Annotated in this window: 12 protein-coding genes; 1 reads left to right on the top strand and 11 read right to left on the bottom strand. The window is 49.5% G+C overall.

Annotated features, from left to right (window positions below):
• Position 1: 1 nt before the first annotated feature.
• The 10 genes from ACJ8QF_RS03415 to ACJ8QF_RS03370 all read right to left on the bottom strand — a co-directional run bounded on the left by ACJ8QF_RS03415 (position 2) and on the right by ACJ8QF_RS03370 (position 13,335).
• Positions 2 to 1,903 (bottom strand): class I SAM-dependent methyltransferase, encoded by a 1,902-nt coding sequence (locus ACJ8QF_RS03415; protein ID WP_275095642.1) that lies wholly within the window; start codon positions 1,901 to 1,903, stop codon positions 2 to 4.
• 2 nt (positions 1,904 to 1,905) lie between these two features.
• Complete coding sequence (locus ACJ8QF_RS03410; protein ID WP_265261191.1) at positions 1,906 to 3,261, bottom strand: ABC transporter ATP-binding protein; 1,356 nt, start codon at positions 3,259 to 3,261, stop codon at positions 1,906 to 1,908.
• Positions 3,251 to 4,072, bottom strand: a complete 822-nt coding sequence (locus tag ACJ8QF_RS03405; protein WP_265261192.1) for an ABC transporter permease — start codon at positions 4,070 to 4,072, stop codon at positions 3,251 to 3,253. Before ACJ8QF_RS03405 ends, ACJ8QF_RS03410 begins: the two co-directional genes overlap by 11 nt.
• Positions 4,073 to 4,126: 54 nt before the next feature.
• Positions 4,127 to 5,011 carry a dTDP-4-dehydrorhamnose reductase gene (gene rfbD, locus ACJ8QF_RS03400; RefSeq protein WP_265261193.1) on the bottom strand — a complete coding sequence of 295 codons (885 nt, stop codon included), beginning with the start codon at positions 5,009 to 5,011 and terminating at the stop codon, positions 4,127 to 4,129.
• 64 nt (positions 5,012 to 5,075) lie between these two features.
• Entirely contained in the window at positions 5,076 to 5,618 is a 543-nt protein-coding gene (gene rfbC / locus ACJ8QF_RS03395; protein ID WP_265261194.1) for a dTDP-4-dehydrorhamnose 3,5-epimerase, read from the bottom strand.
• Between the two features lie 1,070 nt (positions 5,619 to 6,688).
• Positions 6,689 to 6,937 carry a dTDP-4-dehydrorhamnose 3,5-epimerase family protein gene (locus ACJ8QF_RS03390; RefSeq protein ID WP_338097194.1) on the bottom strand — a complete coding sequence of 83 codons (249 nt, stop codon included), beginning with the start codon at positions 6,935 to 6,937 and terminating at the stop codon, positions 6,689 to 6,691.
• Positions 6,938 to 7,419: 482 nt separating this feature from the next.
• Complete coding sequence (gene galE / locus ACJ8QF_RS03385; RefSeq protein WP_275095641.1) at positions 7,420 to 8,433, bottom strand: UDP-glucose 4-epimerase GalE; 1,014 nt, start codon at positions 8,431 to 8,433, stop codon at positions 7,420 to 7,422.
• 363 nt (positions 8,434 to 8,796) lie between these two features.
• Positions 8,797 to 10,176: a TolC family outer membrane protein gene (locus ACJ8QF_RS03380; RefSeq protein ID WP_049187388.1), complete on the bottom strand. Its 1,380-nt coding sequence runs from the start codon at positions 10,174 to 10,176 to the stop codon at positions 8,797 to 8,799.
• Positions 10,177 to 10,178: 2 nt separating this feature from the next.
• Positions 10,179 to 11,510 carry an HlyD family type I secretion periplasmic adaptor subunit gene (locus ACJ8QF_RS03375; protein ID WP_076740417.1) on the bottom strand — a complete coding sequence of 444 codons (1,332 nt, stop codon included), beginning with the start codon at positions 11,508 to 11,510 and terminating at the stop codon, positions 10,179 to 10,181.
• A gap of 52 nt (positions 11,511 to 11,562) precedes the next feature.
• The gene (locus tag ACJ8QF_RS03370; RefSeq protein ID WP_031299834.1) at positions 11,563 to 13,335 is read right to left on the bottom strand and encodes a type I secretion system permease/ATPase; all 1,773 of its coding nucleotides are present in this window, start codon (positions 13,333 to 13,335) and stop codon (positions 11,563 to 11,565) included.
• Positions 13,336 to 13,976: 641 nt separating this feature from the next.
• On the opposite strand from ACJ8QF_RS03370, the gene ACJ8QF_RS03365 reads away from it, so the two are divergent.
• Complete coding sequence (locus ACJ8QF_RS03365; protein ID WP_442537258.1) at positions 13,977 to 16,967, top strand: DUF4214 domain-containing protein; 2,991 nt, start codon at positions 13,977 to 13,979, stop codon at positions 16,965 to 16,967.
• 219 nt (positions 16,968 to 17,186) lie between these two features.
• Here the strand turns inward: ACJ8QF_RS03365 and ACJ8QF_RS03360 are convergent, their stop codons facing one another.
• Positions 17,187 to 18,512 carry a cellulase family glycosylhydrolase gene (locus ACJ8QF_RS03360; RefSeq protein ID WP_050487525.1) on the bottom strand — a complete coding sequence of 442 codons (1,326 nt, stop codon included), beginning with the start codon at positions 18,510 to 18,512 and terminating at the stop codon, positions 17,187 to 17,189.
• Positions 18,513 to 18,554: the final 42 nt, after the last annotated feature.

Here is an 18,554-nt window from a genome sequence, read left to right as displayed (position 1 = left end):
ATCAATTCCTTTTGCCTCTGAATAGTCTGGATATCCGCCAAAGGGTACTAGACTTAATATTGCTTAACTCCAGCTTGAGTTTATCAATCTCATCCATTCGTTCAAATGCTAATTTCTCAGCATAATCTTTAGACTTCAACAGTTCATTATAAGCATGTTTTTTATCTTTTAATGCCGACTCTGTTTCAAGACGCTCAGCTTCCCTGCTCTCAACTTCATCCAATGCATGTAAGCCAGGCAACACATGCTCAGGATACCAGGTATCAAGTTTATTCTTATCGGATCCTGATGAGAAAACCTGCAGTTCTGATTCAAGAACCAAGTATTGCTCGAAGAGCGAACTATCTGCAGAGAATGCCAAAGCTTCGAAGAGTTGCTTAATAAACTCTCCTCGAGTTAATGAACGTCCATTGGCAGGCGGTGCGAAAGAGGATATTTTCCCAAGCAACGATAACGCCGCTCTGAATGTCAGGTTACCCACCGTAATCCCTTTTTTCGCCAACCACTCGCGTTCAAAATAGCGCGGCTGCCTATCGGCGTCTATCAATATATTTGAAGGAATTGCATCTAAATAGGTGGACGGGAGCATCGTGTGTTGGGTAAATTCATCATAGTGTATTCCTTCTCCTTTTAAGCATATCTCCAGGCACTCGATGTAATAACGAAAATAACCAGCAACTTGCTCAATATCCCACCCAGGTGTCGTCACGATTTTGATGAACTCTGTGGGTAGAGGAATGCCTTTTATATATTTTTCAAAACCATCTAATTTAAAATCAACAAAATCATTCTCAATCGCTCCACCAGGACTCAGCAAATGACGTTTGACTTTAATTTCCCCGTTCTCGTCTTTGTTGAATACCGTTTCCTTATAGAACGGCGAGTAACGCTCGCTACCATAATGAATAGCAAGTAAGTCCTTATCAATAAACTCACTCGACTCGTCACTTGCCACCAGCAAGAAAGAGTTGCTGAGTTCGCAAGCTAAATTGTTTTTAAAAACAATTGGCCAAGCCAGCTCGAGCACAAAATTTAACTTCTCCGGCAATTGCATATCAGCACGCACAGATTGCGCAGCAAAAACAGAAGCATCAAAGTTTGGATCGCTAGCGCCGCTAGATGTCACAATGGAAACGGGGAGTTTATAATCAGGGAACGGCAACAACGTTTCGACCGTCTGCAAACCAACACTTACGAGTTTCTGCTTCAGAACGTGGTGTCCGAAAGTTTCTGCCTGTTCTTTCGTATAACGCCCTTCAATACCATACATCACCTGGCCCAAGTGATCTTCTCGTGCACCGGAGAAATATTTCAAGCCAAGCTGGTTTTCTATCGCAATGATCAACTTTCCGCCGGGTTTAAGACGCTTTTTGATTTTTTCAAGCATGCTTACTGCGCTGTCTTCACCTTGACTGAACAGGTTGGAATACTCGAGCACGCCAATCAAAGTGATCACATCAAAGAGCACATTACTCTCGAAATCATCAAATCGCTCGCTGACTACGGTAACATTGTCCAAGCCAGCCGTCCTGGTTCTGGCAATCGCGGCACGTCGCAAGCTTCCCTCTAATGCGACCACCTCGCACCCCATTTCGCCTAAAAACCGCGTGATGGCCCCGCAGCCTGCACCGACTTCCAAAACCTTAGCACCTGGCTGAAGGATGGATTTTAGCGGCCGTAACAGATTCGAACGCAAACTAGAAAAATGGTAAGTCGTTACCCAATCTGTGCATTGAGCTTTGAGCTCCGCAGAAGATACACTGCGATCTTGGGTATTTTGTATAATGCTCAATAACAAATTTTCCTGAGTATCCCCATCACTGTAGGGGATACCCGCATAATCTGGCTTTGCCCAAATGCCCGTGTTTTCACGGAAAGCATAAATATTTTTATCTAAAAGCATAGTTATCTACCGGAAGGTGGGTTAATGTCAAAACTCAACTCTAAATCTGCAATACCCGAAAAAGAATCAACGGAGGGCACCAAAAAGTGAATGACATCATATCTTCGATCATGTGGAATGACTTCGTTACTCATCATTGAGGCAATGCCGAGAGAAATGAAATAATCTCCTGCACCTAACTTATTTGAGAATTCGAACTCTACAACGGAATAGCTCCCAGCAGCCCCATGCTTCAAGGTGTTTTCATTACTCAAAAGATGGGAGTTTGTATTATAAACAGTTTGACCCTCTTTCGTCTTAATGGCAAAACCAATAATAGGGTTATGGACATCTCGCTCAAAACGCATTGAGCATCTGATCTTTACTTTTTCAGCGGAATAAATTGTCGTCGGATTCAATCGTTCTCCAACACAAACTTGGTAATCAAGCCAAACCGCTGCGCCATCCCCCCAACGATATTCATTCTTATTATAATTGCTTTTATCGCTGAACTTGTCACATTCGAAATTAAGCGTTTCTTCCGTAGCCGGCGGAGTTTCAACAGAGTTTCCAACCGAGGAGGTTACTACTTCATTCTGCACATTTGGCTGGCTCTTGCCAAAAAGAATATCCATGTATTTATTGACTGCAATCTTCGGCGTTCCCTGATACAGTTTCTCACCAGAGTTCAATAACACAGCGCGATCGCAATGAGTGACAATTTGTTCTCCAGAGTGCGTCACCAACAGAATGCTGGTTCCGTTGTCTTTTAACTGGCGTAGACGATCAAAACATTTTGCCTGAAACTTGGCATCCCCCACAGCCAACGCCTCATCGACAATCAAGATATCTGGATCCACCTGTGCCTGAACTGCAAAGGCCAATCGCACCACCATTCCGCTGGAGTAGGTTTTCACCGGCTGATGGATAAATTCACCGATATCAGCAAATGCAGCGATTGCATCTAACTTACTCTCGGTTTCTTCCTTGCCAAGCCCCAAAATCGCCGCATTGAGATAAATATTCTCTAGCCCGGTAAACTCCGGGTTAAAGCCTGAGCCGAGTTCCAATAGAGCGGCAATACGCCCTTTTGTACTTATTGCTCCGCTGGTCGGTGTCAAGGTACCGCAAATGATTTGTAATAATGTCGATTTTCCGCTGCCATTTTTACCAATCAAACCAACAGTTTCCCCTTTATTAACCTCAAAGGAGACACCTTTTAATGCCCAAAATTCTTTGTAATAATTATTTTTTTCACGCCCGAATATATTATTTATTCTTGGCAAAATGAACTGCTTCAGTCTATCATGTGGGTTATTGTAAACATAAAAACATTTTTTTATGTCCTGAATGCTTATGGCAACGTTATCAGAGGACATCAGCAAATCCCTTTCTTGTTTTTTGGAAAACAACGAACCCAAACCATGCGAATACAGCACATCCTATAAGATAGCTAACGTACACGCTCAATGAAGGAGTTGTACCCCAATAAAAGATCTCTCTAAACTGCGAAATCGCTGGAGCCAGTGGATTAACATTCAATAACGGCCTATATTTCTCTGGAATTGCTGTTATGGGATAAAATATAGGAGATAAAAACATCAAAGCAGTTACAAAAATAGAGATCATTTGCCCGACATCTCGCAAAAAAACGCCTAATGCAGACAATAACCAACCGACCCCGAGCACAAAGGCGAATAAGGGGAGAATAAATATTGGAAATAACAACACCGTCGGGTGTGGTAAACCAACCTCTATAAGATAAAAAATCAGCCATACAATGATGCTGATACAAGCATGAAATAATGCAGAGGCTGCATTGACGATCGGTAATATCTCTAAAGGAAATATTACCTTCTTAACATAGTTGACGTTAGACAGTATCGTTCCAGGTGCCTTAATCGCACATTCACTGAAAAAATTGAACACAATAAGTCCAGCGAACAACACTAGAGCAAACTCAGCCTTTGAAGTGCTTTCAACACTCCAGCGTGCATTAAATATAAAACTAAAAACGAATGTATAGACAATGAGCATGAAGATAGGGTTGAAGAAAGACCATAAGATGCCAAATAGAGACCCCTTATAGCGCCCAGTAATTTCTCGTTTCGTCAGGTTAAATATCAGCTTGCGGTGTCGAAAGAAAGTCGCTGCAATCTCCCGCGGTGATGAGCTAAACGAATTTTGCATCAAAAAACCTATTTAATTTTCTTATCTATAACGCTTCGCTACCCAAGCGTTGTCTCATTCCTTCGCAGCATAACTGACAATGTCATTTAATGCTGCCTGCCAATCACTTGGCACGATGCCAAAGATTTCGTGGATTTTCTCGCAGTTGAGCATAGAATTAGCTGGTCTTTTGGCCGGCGTTGGGTAATCACTGCTGGGGATCGGATTGATTTTAGTCAGATGAGAGGTGATACCGCACGCATATGCCCGTTGCATTATTTGGTCAGCAAATCCCGCCCAATTGATATAGGGGGCGCCAGTAAAGTGATAGACCCCCCAGGCAGAGAAATTCTTATCGCAAACTTTCTCCGCGATGAGTAATAAAGCCTCCGCAATATCACCCGCATAGGTTGGCCCACCAAATTGGTCGCCAACAACGTTGAGCTCCGTTCTATCCTGTGCGAGACGAATCATCGTCTTCACGAAATTGCCCCCATGTGTACCAAATACCCAGGCAGTTCGCAAAATGATATGTTTCGGGCAGGCCTCTGCAGCCGCCATTTCGCCGGCAAGCTTACTGGCACCGTAAACGCCCGTAGGTCCTGTTTCATCCCGTTCGCAATAGGCAGCTTCCTGCTCCCCTTGGAAAACATAATCCGTTGATATATGTAAAAATTTTGAATTAAATATCTGAGCAGCACGGGCTAGATTCGCAACACCGTCACGATTTATCTTGTAGGCCTGATCGCTATCCATCTCTGCACGATCAACTGCAGTGTAGGCAGCGGCATTGATAATCACATGAGGAATAAATGAATTAACGACTTTTTCTACCTGCTCCATGCAAGTGATATCAAGCGCTTGACGATCCAGAGCTAAAACTTCCCACGTTTTCGGTGCTCGCAGAACCAGTTCTTTACCAACCTGCCCCGCACTACCCACTATCAAAATTCTCATCATGATGACCTGATAAATTTGCTCACTGTGACATTTATATGGCCGCAAATCACGGCGCAATAAAATATTATTTGCTTTGCTGAAGATCCATTAGGTATTTTCCTAGTTTATCTTTCTCAGAGAGCAGAGGTGCCTCAATCGGCCATTCGATTCCGACAGTCGGATCATTCCAAATCAGACAACCTTCTGAAGACGGATCGTAATAGTCCGTACACTTATATTCAAAGTCGGCGATATCTGACAGAACGACAAAACCGTGCGCCAAACCAGGCGGCACCCAAAACTGGGTTTTGTTTTCTTCAGACAAAATGACACCTTCCCACTGACCAAATGTCGGCGAGCCGGGACGAATGTCGACAGCGACGTCAAAAACCTCGCCGCGCACAACACGGACCAGTTTCCCCTGAGGGTTCTGCGTCTGGAAGTGTAAGCCTCGTAACACACCTTTCGAAGACCGTGAATGATTATCCTGAACAAAATCCAGGTCAATATCGAGCATCTCCTGGTAACGTTTTTTCTCGAATGTTTCTAAAAAGAATCCCCGTGCATCACCGAACACTTTTGGGAGGATTGTTTTGACACCTGCAATTTTACTAGAAATAACATTCATTTTTACTAATCCAATAGCTTAATAGATATTAATATATCTTAACATTTTTCCATTATCTGCGTGAGTAACTATCCTACCCCGCATATCGCTGATAACATCATTGCGAATCAGACCTGCCGCCTATGACTGGCATACGTTGTTATCCGAGAAAGCAAGCTGTCAGGAATGCCAAAAGAAGACAGGCAGCCAATGTATTTTCATTTAAAATCAATAAGATACACAAATAGCCTTCACCAAGACACGCTACCGCCCTTGGCTCACAGCAACCAATAGCTGAATCGCACTACTCGCAATATCCCCTCAAGCTTAAGCCGGGCTGCCTTAACAGAGGCTAAACCACACTTTTTGTCCAGGTGTAATGCACGGCACCCAAAGCACATTCGGCAAAAAAACTCGGCCCATATGGTATCATCATCTGTCCGAAAAGGCCCTCAGATTATCTGCCTTCTTAGCATGACATTAAAGTGATTGCTTAATAAATATTCATATAATACATATAGTTGATGATTATAATAAAATGTGAGTCGGTAAACGTTTAAGCATGTAGAGCTCGGAAAGTAGCCCACATCTTACAGAAATACTGAATCAGCTCATTGAACACACTAACGGGCACACCATCAGGCAGGATGAATGTCTTTGCAATCATCTCGTACCAGGCATCGCAGTAGCAGCCCACTCTGCCTTTACTGCCTCGCCTCGCCCCCTCAACATAACCGTCTCTAAAGGCTTCGAACTCACCAATGTTCTCATGGTCTTTGTTCTGTAAAGGCAAACGGGTACGTTTCCGACTTTTGAATATCACTTATTTCAATTCACCGAAACGTTTACCATGCTTATCTTTTTCAGGTAATGCTGGGTCATCAAGCGCTATTCAATCCCCACCTCAGGCTCGTTTCACAGCAAGCCCCCTCCATGATCATGATTATAATATCTCATGCACTTATATGCGAAATCAGCAAAATCTGAGAGCTCAATGAGGCTATGCGCCAAACCGGGAGGAGCCAGAGTTTACTTCGGAAAACCTGCTCTCATGCAACATAGATAGGTAGGTGAATCTTCACGAAGACCCGCTACAACAGCAAATGCCTCACCTCGAATGATACAGACCCACTTTCCCTGGGAATTTTCTTTTGAAAATGCAAACCACGCAGCACGCCTTTTGAAGAGCGCAAGTGATTATCCTGAGCAAAATCAAAATCAATACCCAATGCGTCTTGGTAGCATTTCTTTTCGTACGCCCCCCGTGAAAAAAATACGGCATCGCAAAATACCTGCGGATGGACAATCCTTATGCCATGTTTACCAGTTAGAACATTCAAATACCTTCTCTATCTTTTCGTCATTTTTCTTTACAGACTAATGATCTTTGGCCCATCATTCTGTGAATAACTATTTTTCCGGTATAAACTTCATGCTCAACACGTGTATTGAGAGTTGCTGAGTCCTCATTTTTATTGTAGGCAGCGACAACTATTGCACTATCACATCACATTATATAACCTGCCAAACGCACGAGTCTGTAATTAAACTCAGATAGTAACATTTCGATAAAAATAGTTCTCAGGCAACAAGATGTTAATAAAAAAGACTCATGTCACATTCATTGCTTGTCATTCAAACAACAAGATAGTGAAACAGCGAAAAATACTTCACGTGAATAACAATAAAGCTCTCGGTAAAAAATGAGAGCCATGTCCAGGCCTTTTAAAAATGGGGATAGGGGCTGCAAATTCTACATCCCCCATCGCTTTTAATTAGCGTTTCATAACTTTTTATCACTACCAAGACATATCACTCAAGGTTAGCGATAGCCATGTGGATTTTTCTTCTGCCAGTTCCAAGTATCACGCATCATATCATCAAGGCCCCGACGAACTTTCCACCCCAGCTCCTGATGAGCCAGATCGGCGTTCGCCCAGAAGGCAGGCAGATCGCCTTCGCGACGCGGTAATATTTGGTAAGGGATCGTGACCCCCGAGGCTTTTTCGAATGCCTGAACCATCGCCAGTACCGAGTGCCCTACACCCGCCCCAAGGTTATAGGCCTTAAATCCGCTGAGCGTCGGCAGATGATCCATCGCTTTCAGGTGGCCTTCGGCCAGATCCATGACATGGATGTAGTCGCGCTCTCCCGTCCCATCGGTCGTCGGATAATCCCCGCCGAAAATACCCAGCTTTTCCAGTTTGCCGATGGCCACCTGCGAGATGTAGGGCAACAGGTTATTGGGAATACCGTTAGGATCTTCACCGATCAACCCCGACTCATGGGCACCTACCGGATTAAAGTAGCGCAAGGCAATAATCGAAAATTGCGGCTCAGCCTTGGCGACATCTTGCAGGATCTGCTCCACCATCAGCTTAGACGTGCCATAAGGGCTTGTCGTGCCGCCGATCGGTGTCGTCTCGACATAAGGCACCGGTGAATGGGCACCATAAACGGTAGCGGACGAACTAAAGATAAACGCATACACGCCGGCGCGGCGCATAGCGTCCAGTAACACCAACGTTCCGGTGACATTATTCTGATAGTATTCCAGCGGTTTACGCGTAGATTCCCCTACAGCCTTAAGACCGGCGAAGTGGATCACACCGGTAATCGAGTGCGCTTCAAAGATGCGATGCAGGCATTCAGCATCCTGAACATCGCCTTGGTAAAACACGGCGGCTTTTCCCGTCAGTTTCTCTACGCGGTGTAAAGACTCCGCTGACGAGTTCGACAGATTGTCCAACACCACCACCTCTTCACCGCGCTCCAACAGCATCAAAACGGTATGTGAACCGATGTAACCGGCTCCGCCAGTAACTAAAACCGCCATACAAACCCCTCATTCGCGCCCAACGCGCTCAAGAAAAACAGCCGCCTAAAGCCATAGGCCTATTTTAAATAAAACGTAGAATCACGCATCCTTTTCGGTCATCAAGAGCTTACGGCTCATCGACCGTAAAGCACCATAAACGGCAACGGTTCGTTCTCTCTCGCCGCGCTCTCTGCGTTATCACGCAGCTTAACTGCGCCGGAGGCAGCGATTTAATACAACCGGTTGATACAGCGGCCCCTCTGGCAAACGAACGAAAATCAGGCACGCGGCCACCGACCGATAACATAGCGCAACAAAACAAAAAGAGCAGCTTAACGCTGCTCCCTTTCAGATAAATACTTGCCTCGTCGCAAAACCGGATTAGCGACTGCGGGAAAAATACTGCGCGACCCGCATAACGTCTTTTTCATCCAACGTACCGGAATCGCTCAGCAAGGTGATCCATGATTTGATGTAGGCGTACTTGGCGGAGGCCAGATCGCGTTGGGCGCTATAGAGCTGCTGTTCGGCGTTGAGCACATCGACGTTGACACGTTGCCCGGCCAGCACGCTCTGCCGAGTCGCCGTCACCTGTGTAGTAGCTGATTGCACCGCCAACTCATAGGCCGCCACCTTGGCGCGGCTGCTGATGCACAAATTGTATTGCTTGCGCAGATCGTTGAGCGTGGTGCCCGTCTGTGCATCCATTTCATACATCGCCTGGCCATAGCGCGCCGCCGCCTGCCGGGTCGACGCCGAAACGCCGCCGCCGGAATAAATAGGCATACTGACCTGCACGCCGATGCTGTCGGTACGGTATTTCTGGTTAACCGTATTATCGCTGCTGGAGTCGTTTTCCGAATGCGAAGCATACAGCTGCACCTGCGGCATAAAGCCCGCACGATTCCTTTCGACATCATACTTGGCGGCATCCACGCCATGACGCGACGCGGCCAGCACCGGGTTGTTCTCCAGCGCGATCTTCTGCCAATCTTCGAACTTGGACGGGATCAGCGGTGCCACCTTGAACTTGCCCGGCCGCAAGACCTGCAATTCATCCAGTTGGTTCAGCGGCATGCCGATAATCACTTCCAGCTCGCGCTGTGCGGCGTCCAGCGCGTCGCGCGCTTCAATTACCTGCGCTTCGGCCAGGCTGTAGCGCGCCTGGGTTTCCGATACGTCGGTAATGGTACCTTCACCAGCGCTCATCAAGCGATCGTTCAAGGTCAGCTGTTCCTTGTAAGCCGCCTTTTGCGCTTCGGCCAACGCGATTTGATCCTTGGAATAGGCGACTTCAACATAGGCGTTAATCACCCTAACAGCGAGATCCAGCAACTTGCCGCGATAGCGCTCGTCCGACATCATCGTCTGTGCCACGCCGGCTTTGTAGCGGGCGTACGCTTCATAGTCGAATAGCGGCTGCGTCAGCGTGATCGAACTGGAATGGCTGCGATACTGTTGTCGCTTGGTTGCCTCTCCAAGGCTATTTCCAAAAATGTCACTCGCCGGGTACTTCTGCGTTTGCCAGTTGCGCGGCGAATTCTGGTAGTTCAGCGATACCTTCGGCAGCAGCCCCGCCCTGCCGATGTTTTCGTTCTCATCTCCCGCTTCTTTCTCTTTTATAGCCGCCCGGTAGGTCGGGTCCTTTTCTAATGCCAGCGAATATGCGTCTAAAATCCCTATCGAATAAACCGGCGCAGATATCGCAAACAAAAGGGTGCCGATAACCAGACCGGCAGCCTGTCGTTTTGATTGAATCAAAATTATTCCTCGGTTAATGAAGTATGAGCGCGATCCAAAATAGGTTTAAACAGATAACTCAGCAGCGAGCGTGAGCCCGTTTTCACGAACACCTCGACCGGCATCCCCGGCTTGATGTCCTCGCCACTGAGCATCTTCATGCCCTCCGGCGAGACCGTGACCTGCATCTGGTAGTAAGGTTCTCCATTGGCTTTGTCGACCAGGCGGTCGGCGGAAACCAACGTGACCGTCCCCGGAATTTTCGGGGTTTTGTTTTGGTTGAAGGCGGTAAACATCAGATCCACCGGCAACCCGTTGTACACCTTGTCGATCAAATCGACTTTCAGGCGAGAATCCACCACCAGCGTCGCCTGGCTGGGTACAACGTCCATCAGGTGGTCACCCGCTCCCACGACGCCCCCCTGAGTGAAAATATTCAATCCGACCACGGTGCCATCCACCGGTGAGGTGATGGCGGTGTTGCCCAGATCGAAGTCGGCCATTTGCAGCTTGTTGCGGAACTCGCTGGCGTCCATTTGGGTTTGCGCCAGTTGCGTCCTGACCTCGCGCTGATAGTCGGCGAAGCGCTGATCGATACGCTGCTGAGATTCCTGCAGCTGCTTTTGCAATTGACCAATCCGCCCGATGGTTTCATCGATGCTGCTGTTCACCTCAGCGAACTGGCGCTGGACTTCCAGATAACGGTTGCGCGGCAAATAACCGTCCGCCGCCAGTTGCTTCATGCTGTTCATCTGCTCACGCAGGCTGGAAAGTTGGATCTGCTTGTTGGCGCGCGAATCCTGCAGGCCTTTCAACTGGAAGCGGATCCCATCCATCGACTGCTTATAACCGTCAATTTCACTTTGCAGCCCCTGGCGGCGAGAGGCGAACAGCTGCGTTTGCAACGCGATGATTTCGGCCACGCGCGGCTGATCCTTAACCTGGGTGAAAACAGGGGAAAAAGTGACCTTGCTCAGACCATCGCGTTCAGCCAGTAAACGCCCTTCGGTGGCCAGCGTGGTGTAGTACTGATCGCGCAGCGAATCAACCTGAGCCTGTGCCTGCACCTGGCTCAATTGCACCAGAACCTCACCGGCTTTCACCTTGTCGCCGTCTTTCACCGCGATATTCTTGATGATGCCGCTGGCCGGGGCCTGCACCGTTTTGCGGTTGCCGGAAACGGTTACCGATCCCGGTGATGCCACCCCTTTATCCAGAGGCGCGAACGCTGCCCAGAGCAAAAATCCGAACAGACCAATTCCCACTACCAGCCAGCCCATCCGGGTAAACCGCCGTTCATCCTGCGGGATCTCTTCAATATACGAGTCTTGCGGCTCGCCAATATGCGTCGACATACCAACTCCTTTAAACTGCAGACGGCAATAAAGCCATCAGGCAATTCACGGCTTAATTAATTTGCGTTTTTGGGATATTGCCTTCATCCGGCTCAGAATTTACCGCCCTTACCGCTTGCTGGGGCTGTTGCGTCTGCGCTTTTTGCGCATTGGCCAACGCCTGAAGCACTTGTTGAGTCGGGCCGAACGCGTTGACGTTGCCATTCACCAACAGCAACAACTTGCTGGTCATCGACAGCAAATTGGTGCGATGGGTAATCAGAACCACCGTTTTATTACGTTGCTTGAGGAACATAATGGCCTGGTTCAACGCTTTCTCGCCCGCATCATCCAAATTGGAGTTAGGCTCATCCAATACCACCAGCGAAGGGTCGCCGTACAAGGCGCGCGCCAGGCCGATACGCTGTTTCTGTCCACCGGACAACCCGGCGCCACCGTTGCCGAGCACCGAATCGTAGCCGTTAGGGAAACGCAGGATCAGTTCGTGCACACCGGCCAGTTTAGCAGCTTCAATGACTTTCTCTGAGTCGATATCGTTAAAGCGAGCGATATTCTCGGCGATAGTCCCGGCAAACAGCTCAATGTCCTGCGGCAGATAGCCGATATACGGCCCCAATTCATCCTTGTTCCACTGATAGATGTCGGCATTATCCAACCGAACAATCCCTTCACTGACCGGCCAAATGCCGACCAGCAAACGCGCCAGCGTCGATTTCCCCGACGCACTCGGGCCAATGATCCCCAGCACGTCACCGGGCTGGATGGCAAAACTCACGTTATGCAATACCGCATCGCCTTTGGAGCCCGGCGGCGTGGCGGTGACGCCTTCTACTGCGAGTACCCCTTCCGGACGCGGCAAGGACATACCGGTACCACGTTGCGGGTGCGTTTCCAGCAGCTTGACCAACCGGCCATAAGAAAGCTTCGCCGCGCTGTAGCTCTTCCAGACGTTAATAACCTGCTCAATCGGCGCCAGCGTTCGCCCCATCAGAATGGAGCCGGCGATCATCATACCGGGCGTAATGTGCCCATCGATCGCCAGCCAGCCCCCCAGCCCCAGCACCAGCGATTGCAGCGACATGCGCACAAACTTGGTGATCGATGTGACCCGCGATGCGCGTTCGCTGGCGATGCGCTGACTGTTCAAAAACCGCTGGTGCAGACCGAACCACCGGCGTTTCAGGTTAGGCAACATCCCCAAAGCCTCGATCACCTCGGCATTTCGCAGATTGGTGCTGGCCAGCGTACCGGACATAATCGACAGCTTGCTGGCCTCCGCCAGCGGCTTTTTCGACACCATTTCGTTGATCACCGCCAATGCGATCAGCAACAGCGCACCGACCAAGGCGAAAAGCCCCAACCAAGGGTTAAAGAGGAATATCACCAACAGATAGATCGGAAACCACGGCGCATCAAAGAAAGCGAACAGCGCGCTGCCGGTAAGGAATTGGCGCAGATTGGTCAAGTCGCTCAGCATCTGGCCGGCGTCAGACGAACCGTTTTTCAGATTCGCCTCGTAGGCCGCAGTGTAGACTCGCGTGTTGAGACGCATATCCAGCTGACTGCCGATACGGATCACCACCATGCTGCGCACGTATTCCAACAGCGACATCATGCCGAACATGCCCAGCATGATCAGCGTCAGCATCAACAGCGTGATTTCATTACGAGAAGGAAGCACCCGGTCGTAAACCTGGAGCATATAGATAGAAGGAACTAGCATTAATAAATTAATAAATGCGGTAAATATGCCAACGGTCCAAAAAACCTTACTGCGAGTCCGTATAACATCCGCAATTTCATTGCGCGGTATAAATTGATTCACTTTCTGCCCTTACATCATGTGCACTGTCAGTCCAATCCGCATTGATATTTATGAGATTAACCTCACAAAAAAAGCCCCAAACATGCTCAAGACTGCAGATGCTTTTTCATTAACTATAGATACATATATGTAATTCCAGCAAGGCTGGCAGATGAAAAAAACATGTGCCAAAAAGAACAAAAAAAAACAATACAAAGCAAAAAGTTAGCAAAGGCTAAACGAATATGGCATCACATCGCATTCGCCGTGCATCAATGTAGCCATTCCCGATGCCACGCCAGTTAAATCATTAGAAATCTAATAATCCCCAGCGTTAAAAATACAAAGGTGATTACCTTCGACATAAGAACATTAATTCCACACAGCAAACCTGCAGGATTAATTGAGATCACAATTGGTTATAGAAAAGAAAAAATCAAAAAAATAAAAAAAATCCTATAACCTTGACAAAAATCTCATCAGCTCCTTTGATTAAATCGTGAAAGCAACAATTGGCATTAGTATGTCATTTTTATATGCCGTTGTTTTTACAAGATTTAATACTAAAAAATCTGACCAAACCTCTTCCTGGCACGGCTATGGGGGGCCGGTCACATCTTTCTTATGTCCGTAGAAAATGGGTACATCCAAAGGGGTAACGTATGGCCACATTAGTAGCACAGCAAAAAGCGGCTGCTTTTTTCCTTGCAATCTCTGGAAAGAATATTGACACCGCGGCGTTAGATTACTACTCGCAGAAAATTGAAACTTCTGCACTTTCTCTGGAACAAGTTGCGCAAAAATTCATTGCAGGCACCGCAAGCCTGAACGGTCTGACGGCTTCTCAGATCGTAACCAAAATATACACCGCAGTGAACGGCAGCGCCCCTAGCAGCAGCGTGCTCGCCGATCTTTTAGCGGGTAACCCCACCACGGCGTCCGTCGTCGCCAAGGTGATTAACGACGTACTCAGCTACAGCGGTTTTGATTCAACGCTGCTGACTGCACAGAGCAATTTCGAAGCCCAAGTCGAAAAAACCCTGTTCCCAGTTGCAACCGCCGCATCGTCGGCCGGCGCAGCTGACGTCCAGGGTGTTTTCCATGTCGTGGGCCTAACGCAAACTCAGGACGGCATTACCTACTGGGGAACCGTATTGGCGCAGGGCGGCAAAACGCTGGCAGCAGTCGCACAAACCTTCGTGAACAACAGCCCGCTGAAAACGTTAAGCGATAGCGATTTCATCAATGCCATCTTCCAAAATAGCTATGAACGCGCACCGACCTCGGCCGAAAGCAGCAGCTATCTTGCCTTGCTGAGTGGCGGTTCGACTCGCGGCGATGTCGTCGCTCAAGTGATCGCAGCACTGAAGGGCACCGTTGCCGCCGGCGATACCACGGCCCAACAACACTTCCAAGCGGCGACGCACGTGTGGCAACCGGGTGAACTGCCGGCCCTGAACTATCAAGAACAAGTCGCAGCCGCCTTCCTGGCAATACCGGGCCGTGGCGTCGATGCCAGCGGGCTGGACACCTGGAGCAAAGAACTGTTTGCCGGTAAGACTTATGCACAAGTCATCACTACCCTGATCAATTCCGCAGAGTCGCAAAAGAAAGGCGCTCAATTGACTGGCGATGACTTTGTTCAGCATATCTTTACCCTGGTGCATGGCACCGCCGCCACCGCTGCGCAATTAGCCAGCTATGGTGCGCTGGGGAGCAAAACGACCATCACCCAGGCCATTATCAACGACCTGCGCAACTCCGTCGCCACTGACAGTGCCACCGTCACTCAGCAGCATGGCTTCGAATACGATATCGGTACCAGCCTGCTGTACAAAACCGCTGCGTCTCTGACGGCAACGGCCGCCGGCGGCAACGCGACGGGCACCGTCAACACCGGCGCATCTCACCAAATTAGCAATGCCGAAACGGCAGTGTTGACGGATGTGCAACTGAACGCCAATGCCGCCAGCACCGTGAACCTGAAGTTCGCCGACCATCTGGCGAATCTGACCATTAACGGCACCAGCGCAGCAACGGTCAACCTGTCTGACAACGGCGTTAATCCAGGCGTAGATATCACCGTCAATAACGGCAACGTCATCCTGAATGCCAGTTCGGGTGCGGATGACGTAGTCGTCACATCGACGGCAAACATTGCGGCCGGCACGGCGCAGTTTAACCTTGGCGCCGGCAACGACAGCCTGCACTGGGCAGGAAACGGGGTTTCGGGCGGTGCGAACAGCGTCGCGAACACGGTTAAGGCTGATGGTGGCGCGGGTACGGACTCCATCTCCGCCAACTTCATCACCAAAACTGTAGTAACCAATCAAAACGCCCTGGGCGTTCGCACCAGTACTGTGACCAGCAACGCCAATAACTTCTCGAATTTCGAGAAGATCGACCTGACCGGCTATATCGGCAAGTCTGTTGGTACGCTGATTACGACTCCGCTGATCGGTTCACCGACCACCACCAGCGTCACAACACCGACCCACACCTTTGACTTTGGCCTGACCAACGGTACATCCACGGTTGAAGGCACCACGGGCGGCACGGTTACGCAGAACGCAGCTGCCACCAATCTGGGCACGCAAGGATTTGTGATCTCCGGTTTGGCTAACGTCAACGTCATCAACGCCGCCGGCGGCAACGCCGCGCAGCTGGAAGTGAAAGGGGACGCGACCTCCGCCAGTACGCTGAACTTCACCTTCGTGCAGAACGCTACCGATCACTTCAATATCAATTTCGATGCGGTGAGTTCCGCCAATGTGAATGCCGGTGCCATCACCCTGAACAGCAGCAGCAGCGCCCTGTTGGGTACCGCGCTGAGCACGGTGAACGTGGCCTCAGGCGGTACTGGCAGCTTTGATAACATTCTGTCATTGGCTGGCACCAATGCGCAGGTTCAGACCATCAACGTGACCGGTGATCACGCGCTGGATCTGACCCTGGGCAGCGGTTTCAGCAACGTGCGTGATATCAATGCGTCCACCAATACCGCTGGTCTGAATCTCGACTCCAGCCATGGCGGTACCGGTGACGGTATCATCGTTCAGTTGCTGAACATTCTGCCGCTGAGCGTCATTACCACCAACCTGTTGGCGCCAGTGTTGACGGCGTTGGGCCTGAACGGTTACCAAATGACCTTGGAAGGTTCCAGTGCTGCCGATACCCTGGGCGTGATTGGCAACACCACGCTGACCGGTGGCGCAGGTGCCAACACCTATGACATCAAGGCGAGTAACACGCAGGCGGGTGTGACCATCAAGGACTTTAGCAGCCTCAAAGACAAGATTGTCGATGTTAACCATGGCGGCCTGACTATCTCCAATGACGCCAGCGGCACGGCGGTTGCGGACTACGGCACACGTTCCGCAGACACATTGGATGCGCTGTTGGGGACTCTGGTGGGCGGTTTGACCAACGGCGTTATCGGCCTGCTGGGCGGCATTCTCGGTCTGGACAGCAGCAACTCGCTGACGTCGAAAGTGGGTGTGGCATCCGTAGTATTCAGCGGTGGCGGTAATACTGCCAGCTCTTATGTGATTATCGACAACAACGATAACCATGCGCTGGATCTCAACGATACCGTGGTATACCTGACCGGACAGAATCACCAGCAATTGGTGGATACTTTGCACTACGCATAAGCGTAGCGCCATCACCGAGCGAGCTGATTTTTATTCAGCGCCGCGAGGGGAAATGCAATACGTGTACTGATGCCAGCCGGCTATGCCGGCTGGCTTTTTATTGGCGTCAATGTCGGCGAGTGATGAAGAAGCGCGTCGCTTAATCCTGGATAAAAAAAAACCGCAAGCTTATTAAGCTTGCGGTTTTTTATTCACGGCGCGTACGGCGCTCTCGATAGCCTACCAAGGCGATGCTATAGGGGCACTGGAGCGCATCATTACCGGTACATCACCATCGGGCGCGGCCGTATTCCCCTGAACCTCTTTGAGCGGTGTGGCACTTTGGTTTTGCGGAGCTTCAGCAGACATAAAACTGCGCAGGCTTGAAGAAATGCCGCTTGCAGGTTGGCTCACCGGTTTTTCCTGCCAGAAAAGCATCGCATGCTGATTATTGCCTTTCAGGGCTATGGAGATTTTCCCGCCCGGCAGCACTTGATATTTTTCGACGGAATAGGATCGCGCAACATCTGCCACCTGACTTAAAGCCAGCATCGACGGCTTTGGTTGGCCGTTCCGCGTCAGCAACCCAAATCGATGTTCGTTGATTTTCGGGTTGTCGCCATCATCGAGCAAATCGTACCACCATACCCCCTTAATAAAGGGACGCGATTTGGCCAGGAAGGTATATTTCACCACATATTGCGCGGCCACATCTTTTGATAACCCGCCTTTACCGTCATAGGTTGGCACGCCAATTTCCGTGATATAAATCGGCACCGTCTTACCTGCTGCCTTTGCAAGCCGGGCCTCAAATTTATCCACGACGCCGAGGTTCCCCTCAGGGGCCCGTATAGCGTAATTATCGTTGCCATACGAGTAAGGGTGGATAGAGAAGCCATCAACGTAATTCAACACGCCGAGTTTAACGATGTTATCAACCCAGGAAGGATCGCGAGTGCCTGTTGGGTTAGCCGTTCCCGTAATGACAATTGCGTTGGGATCGGCTTTTCTCACCGCAGCCGCCGTTGCTTTCACCAGCGCGACGAAAACTTCCGGCGGCGGAGGCGTCCGCGGCTTTGGCTTAATTGCAGTGGCATTCGTCCATTCGTTCCAGATCTCGTAATACTTGATCTTGCCCTTGTATTTAGACGCTGTCCAATACGCATAATTGGCGAAAGCCTGAATGGCCTCAGGGGTGGTTGGATAACCCGATGGATCGTAAAGCTTGTTACCGTACGCCAATACTAATAACCCATTCAGACCGAATTTCGCCTGAGCATCGTTAAACGCTTGGTCAGCCTTTTGCATATTGCCGGTTATGACATACTGCCCTTTTTGCTGTTCCAACCCGCTCCAGGGAAAATCCGCACGATACGACGTGAAACCGTATCGCTTGATCAGCTCCAAATATTTATCCGGATCGTTGGGATACCAGCGAAAATGCGCATGCACCCCGACTTCGAAAGCCAACGCATTCGCACTGATGAACATCAGCGGCAATGCGAGAGCCAGCGATGCGGCAGGTCCCTGGCGACGCATCCGTTTACGGCTTGATTTAGTCAACATCTGACCTCCAGTTTTAAAAGAAAAATGAATCGTCTCAATACC

Source organism: Serratia sp. CY81684 (assembly GCF_052166595.1).
GTDB lineage: Bacteria > Pseudomonadota > Gammaproteobacteria > Enterobacterales > Enterobacteriaceae > Serratia > Serratia nematodiphila.
Note: the sequence above shows the minus strand (reverse complement) of the source record. Positions and strands in the feature narration are given on the sequence as shown.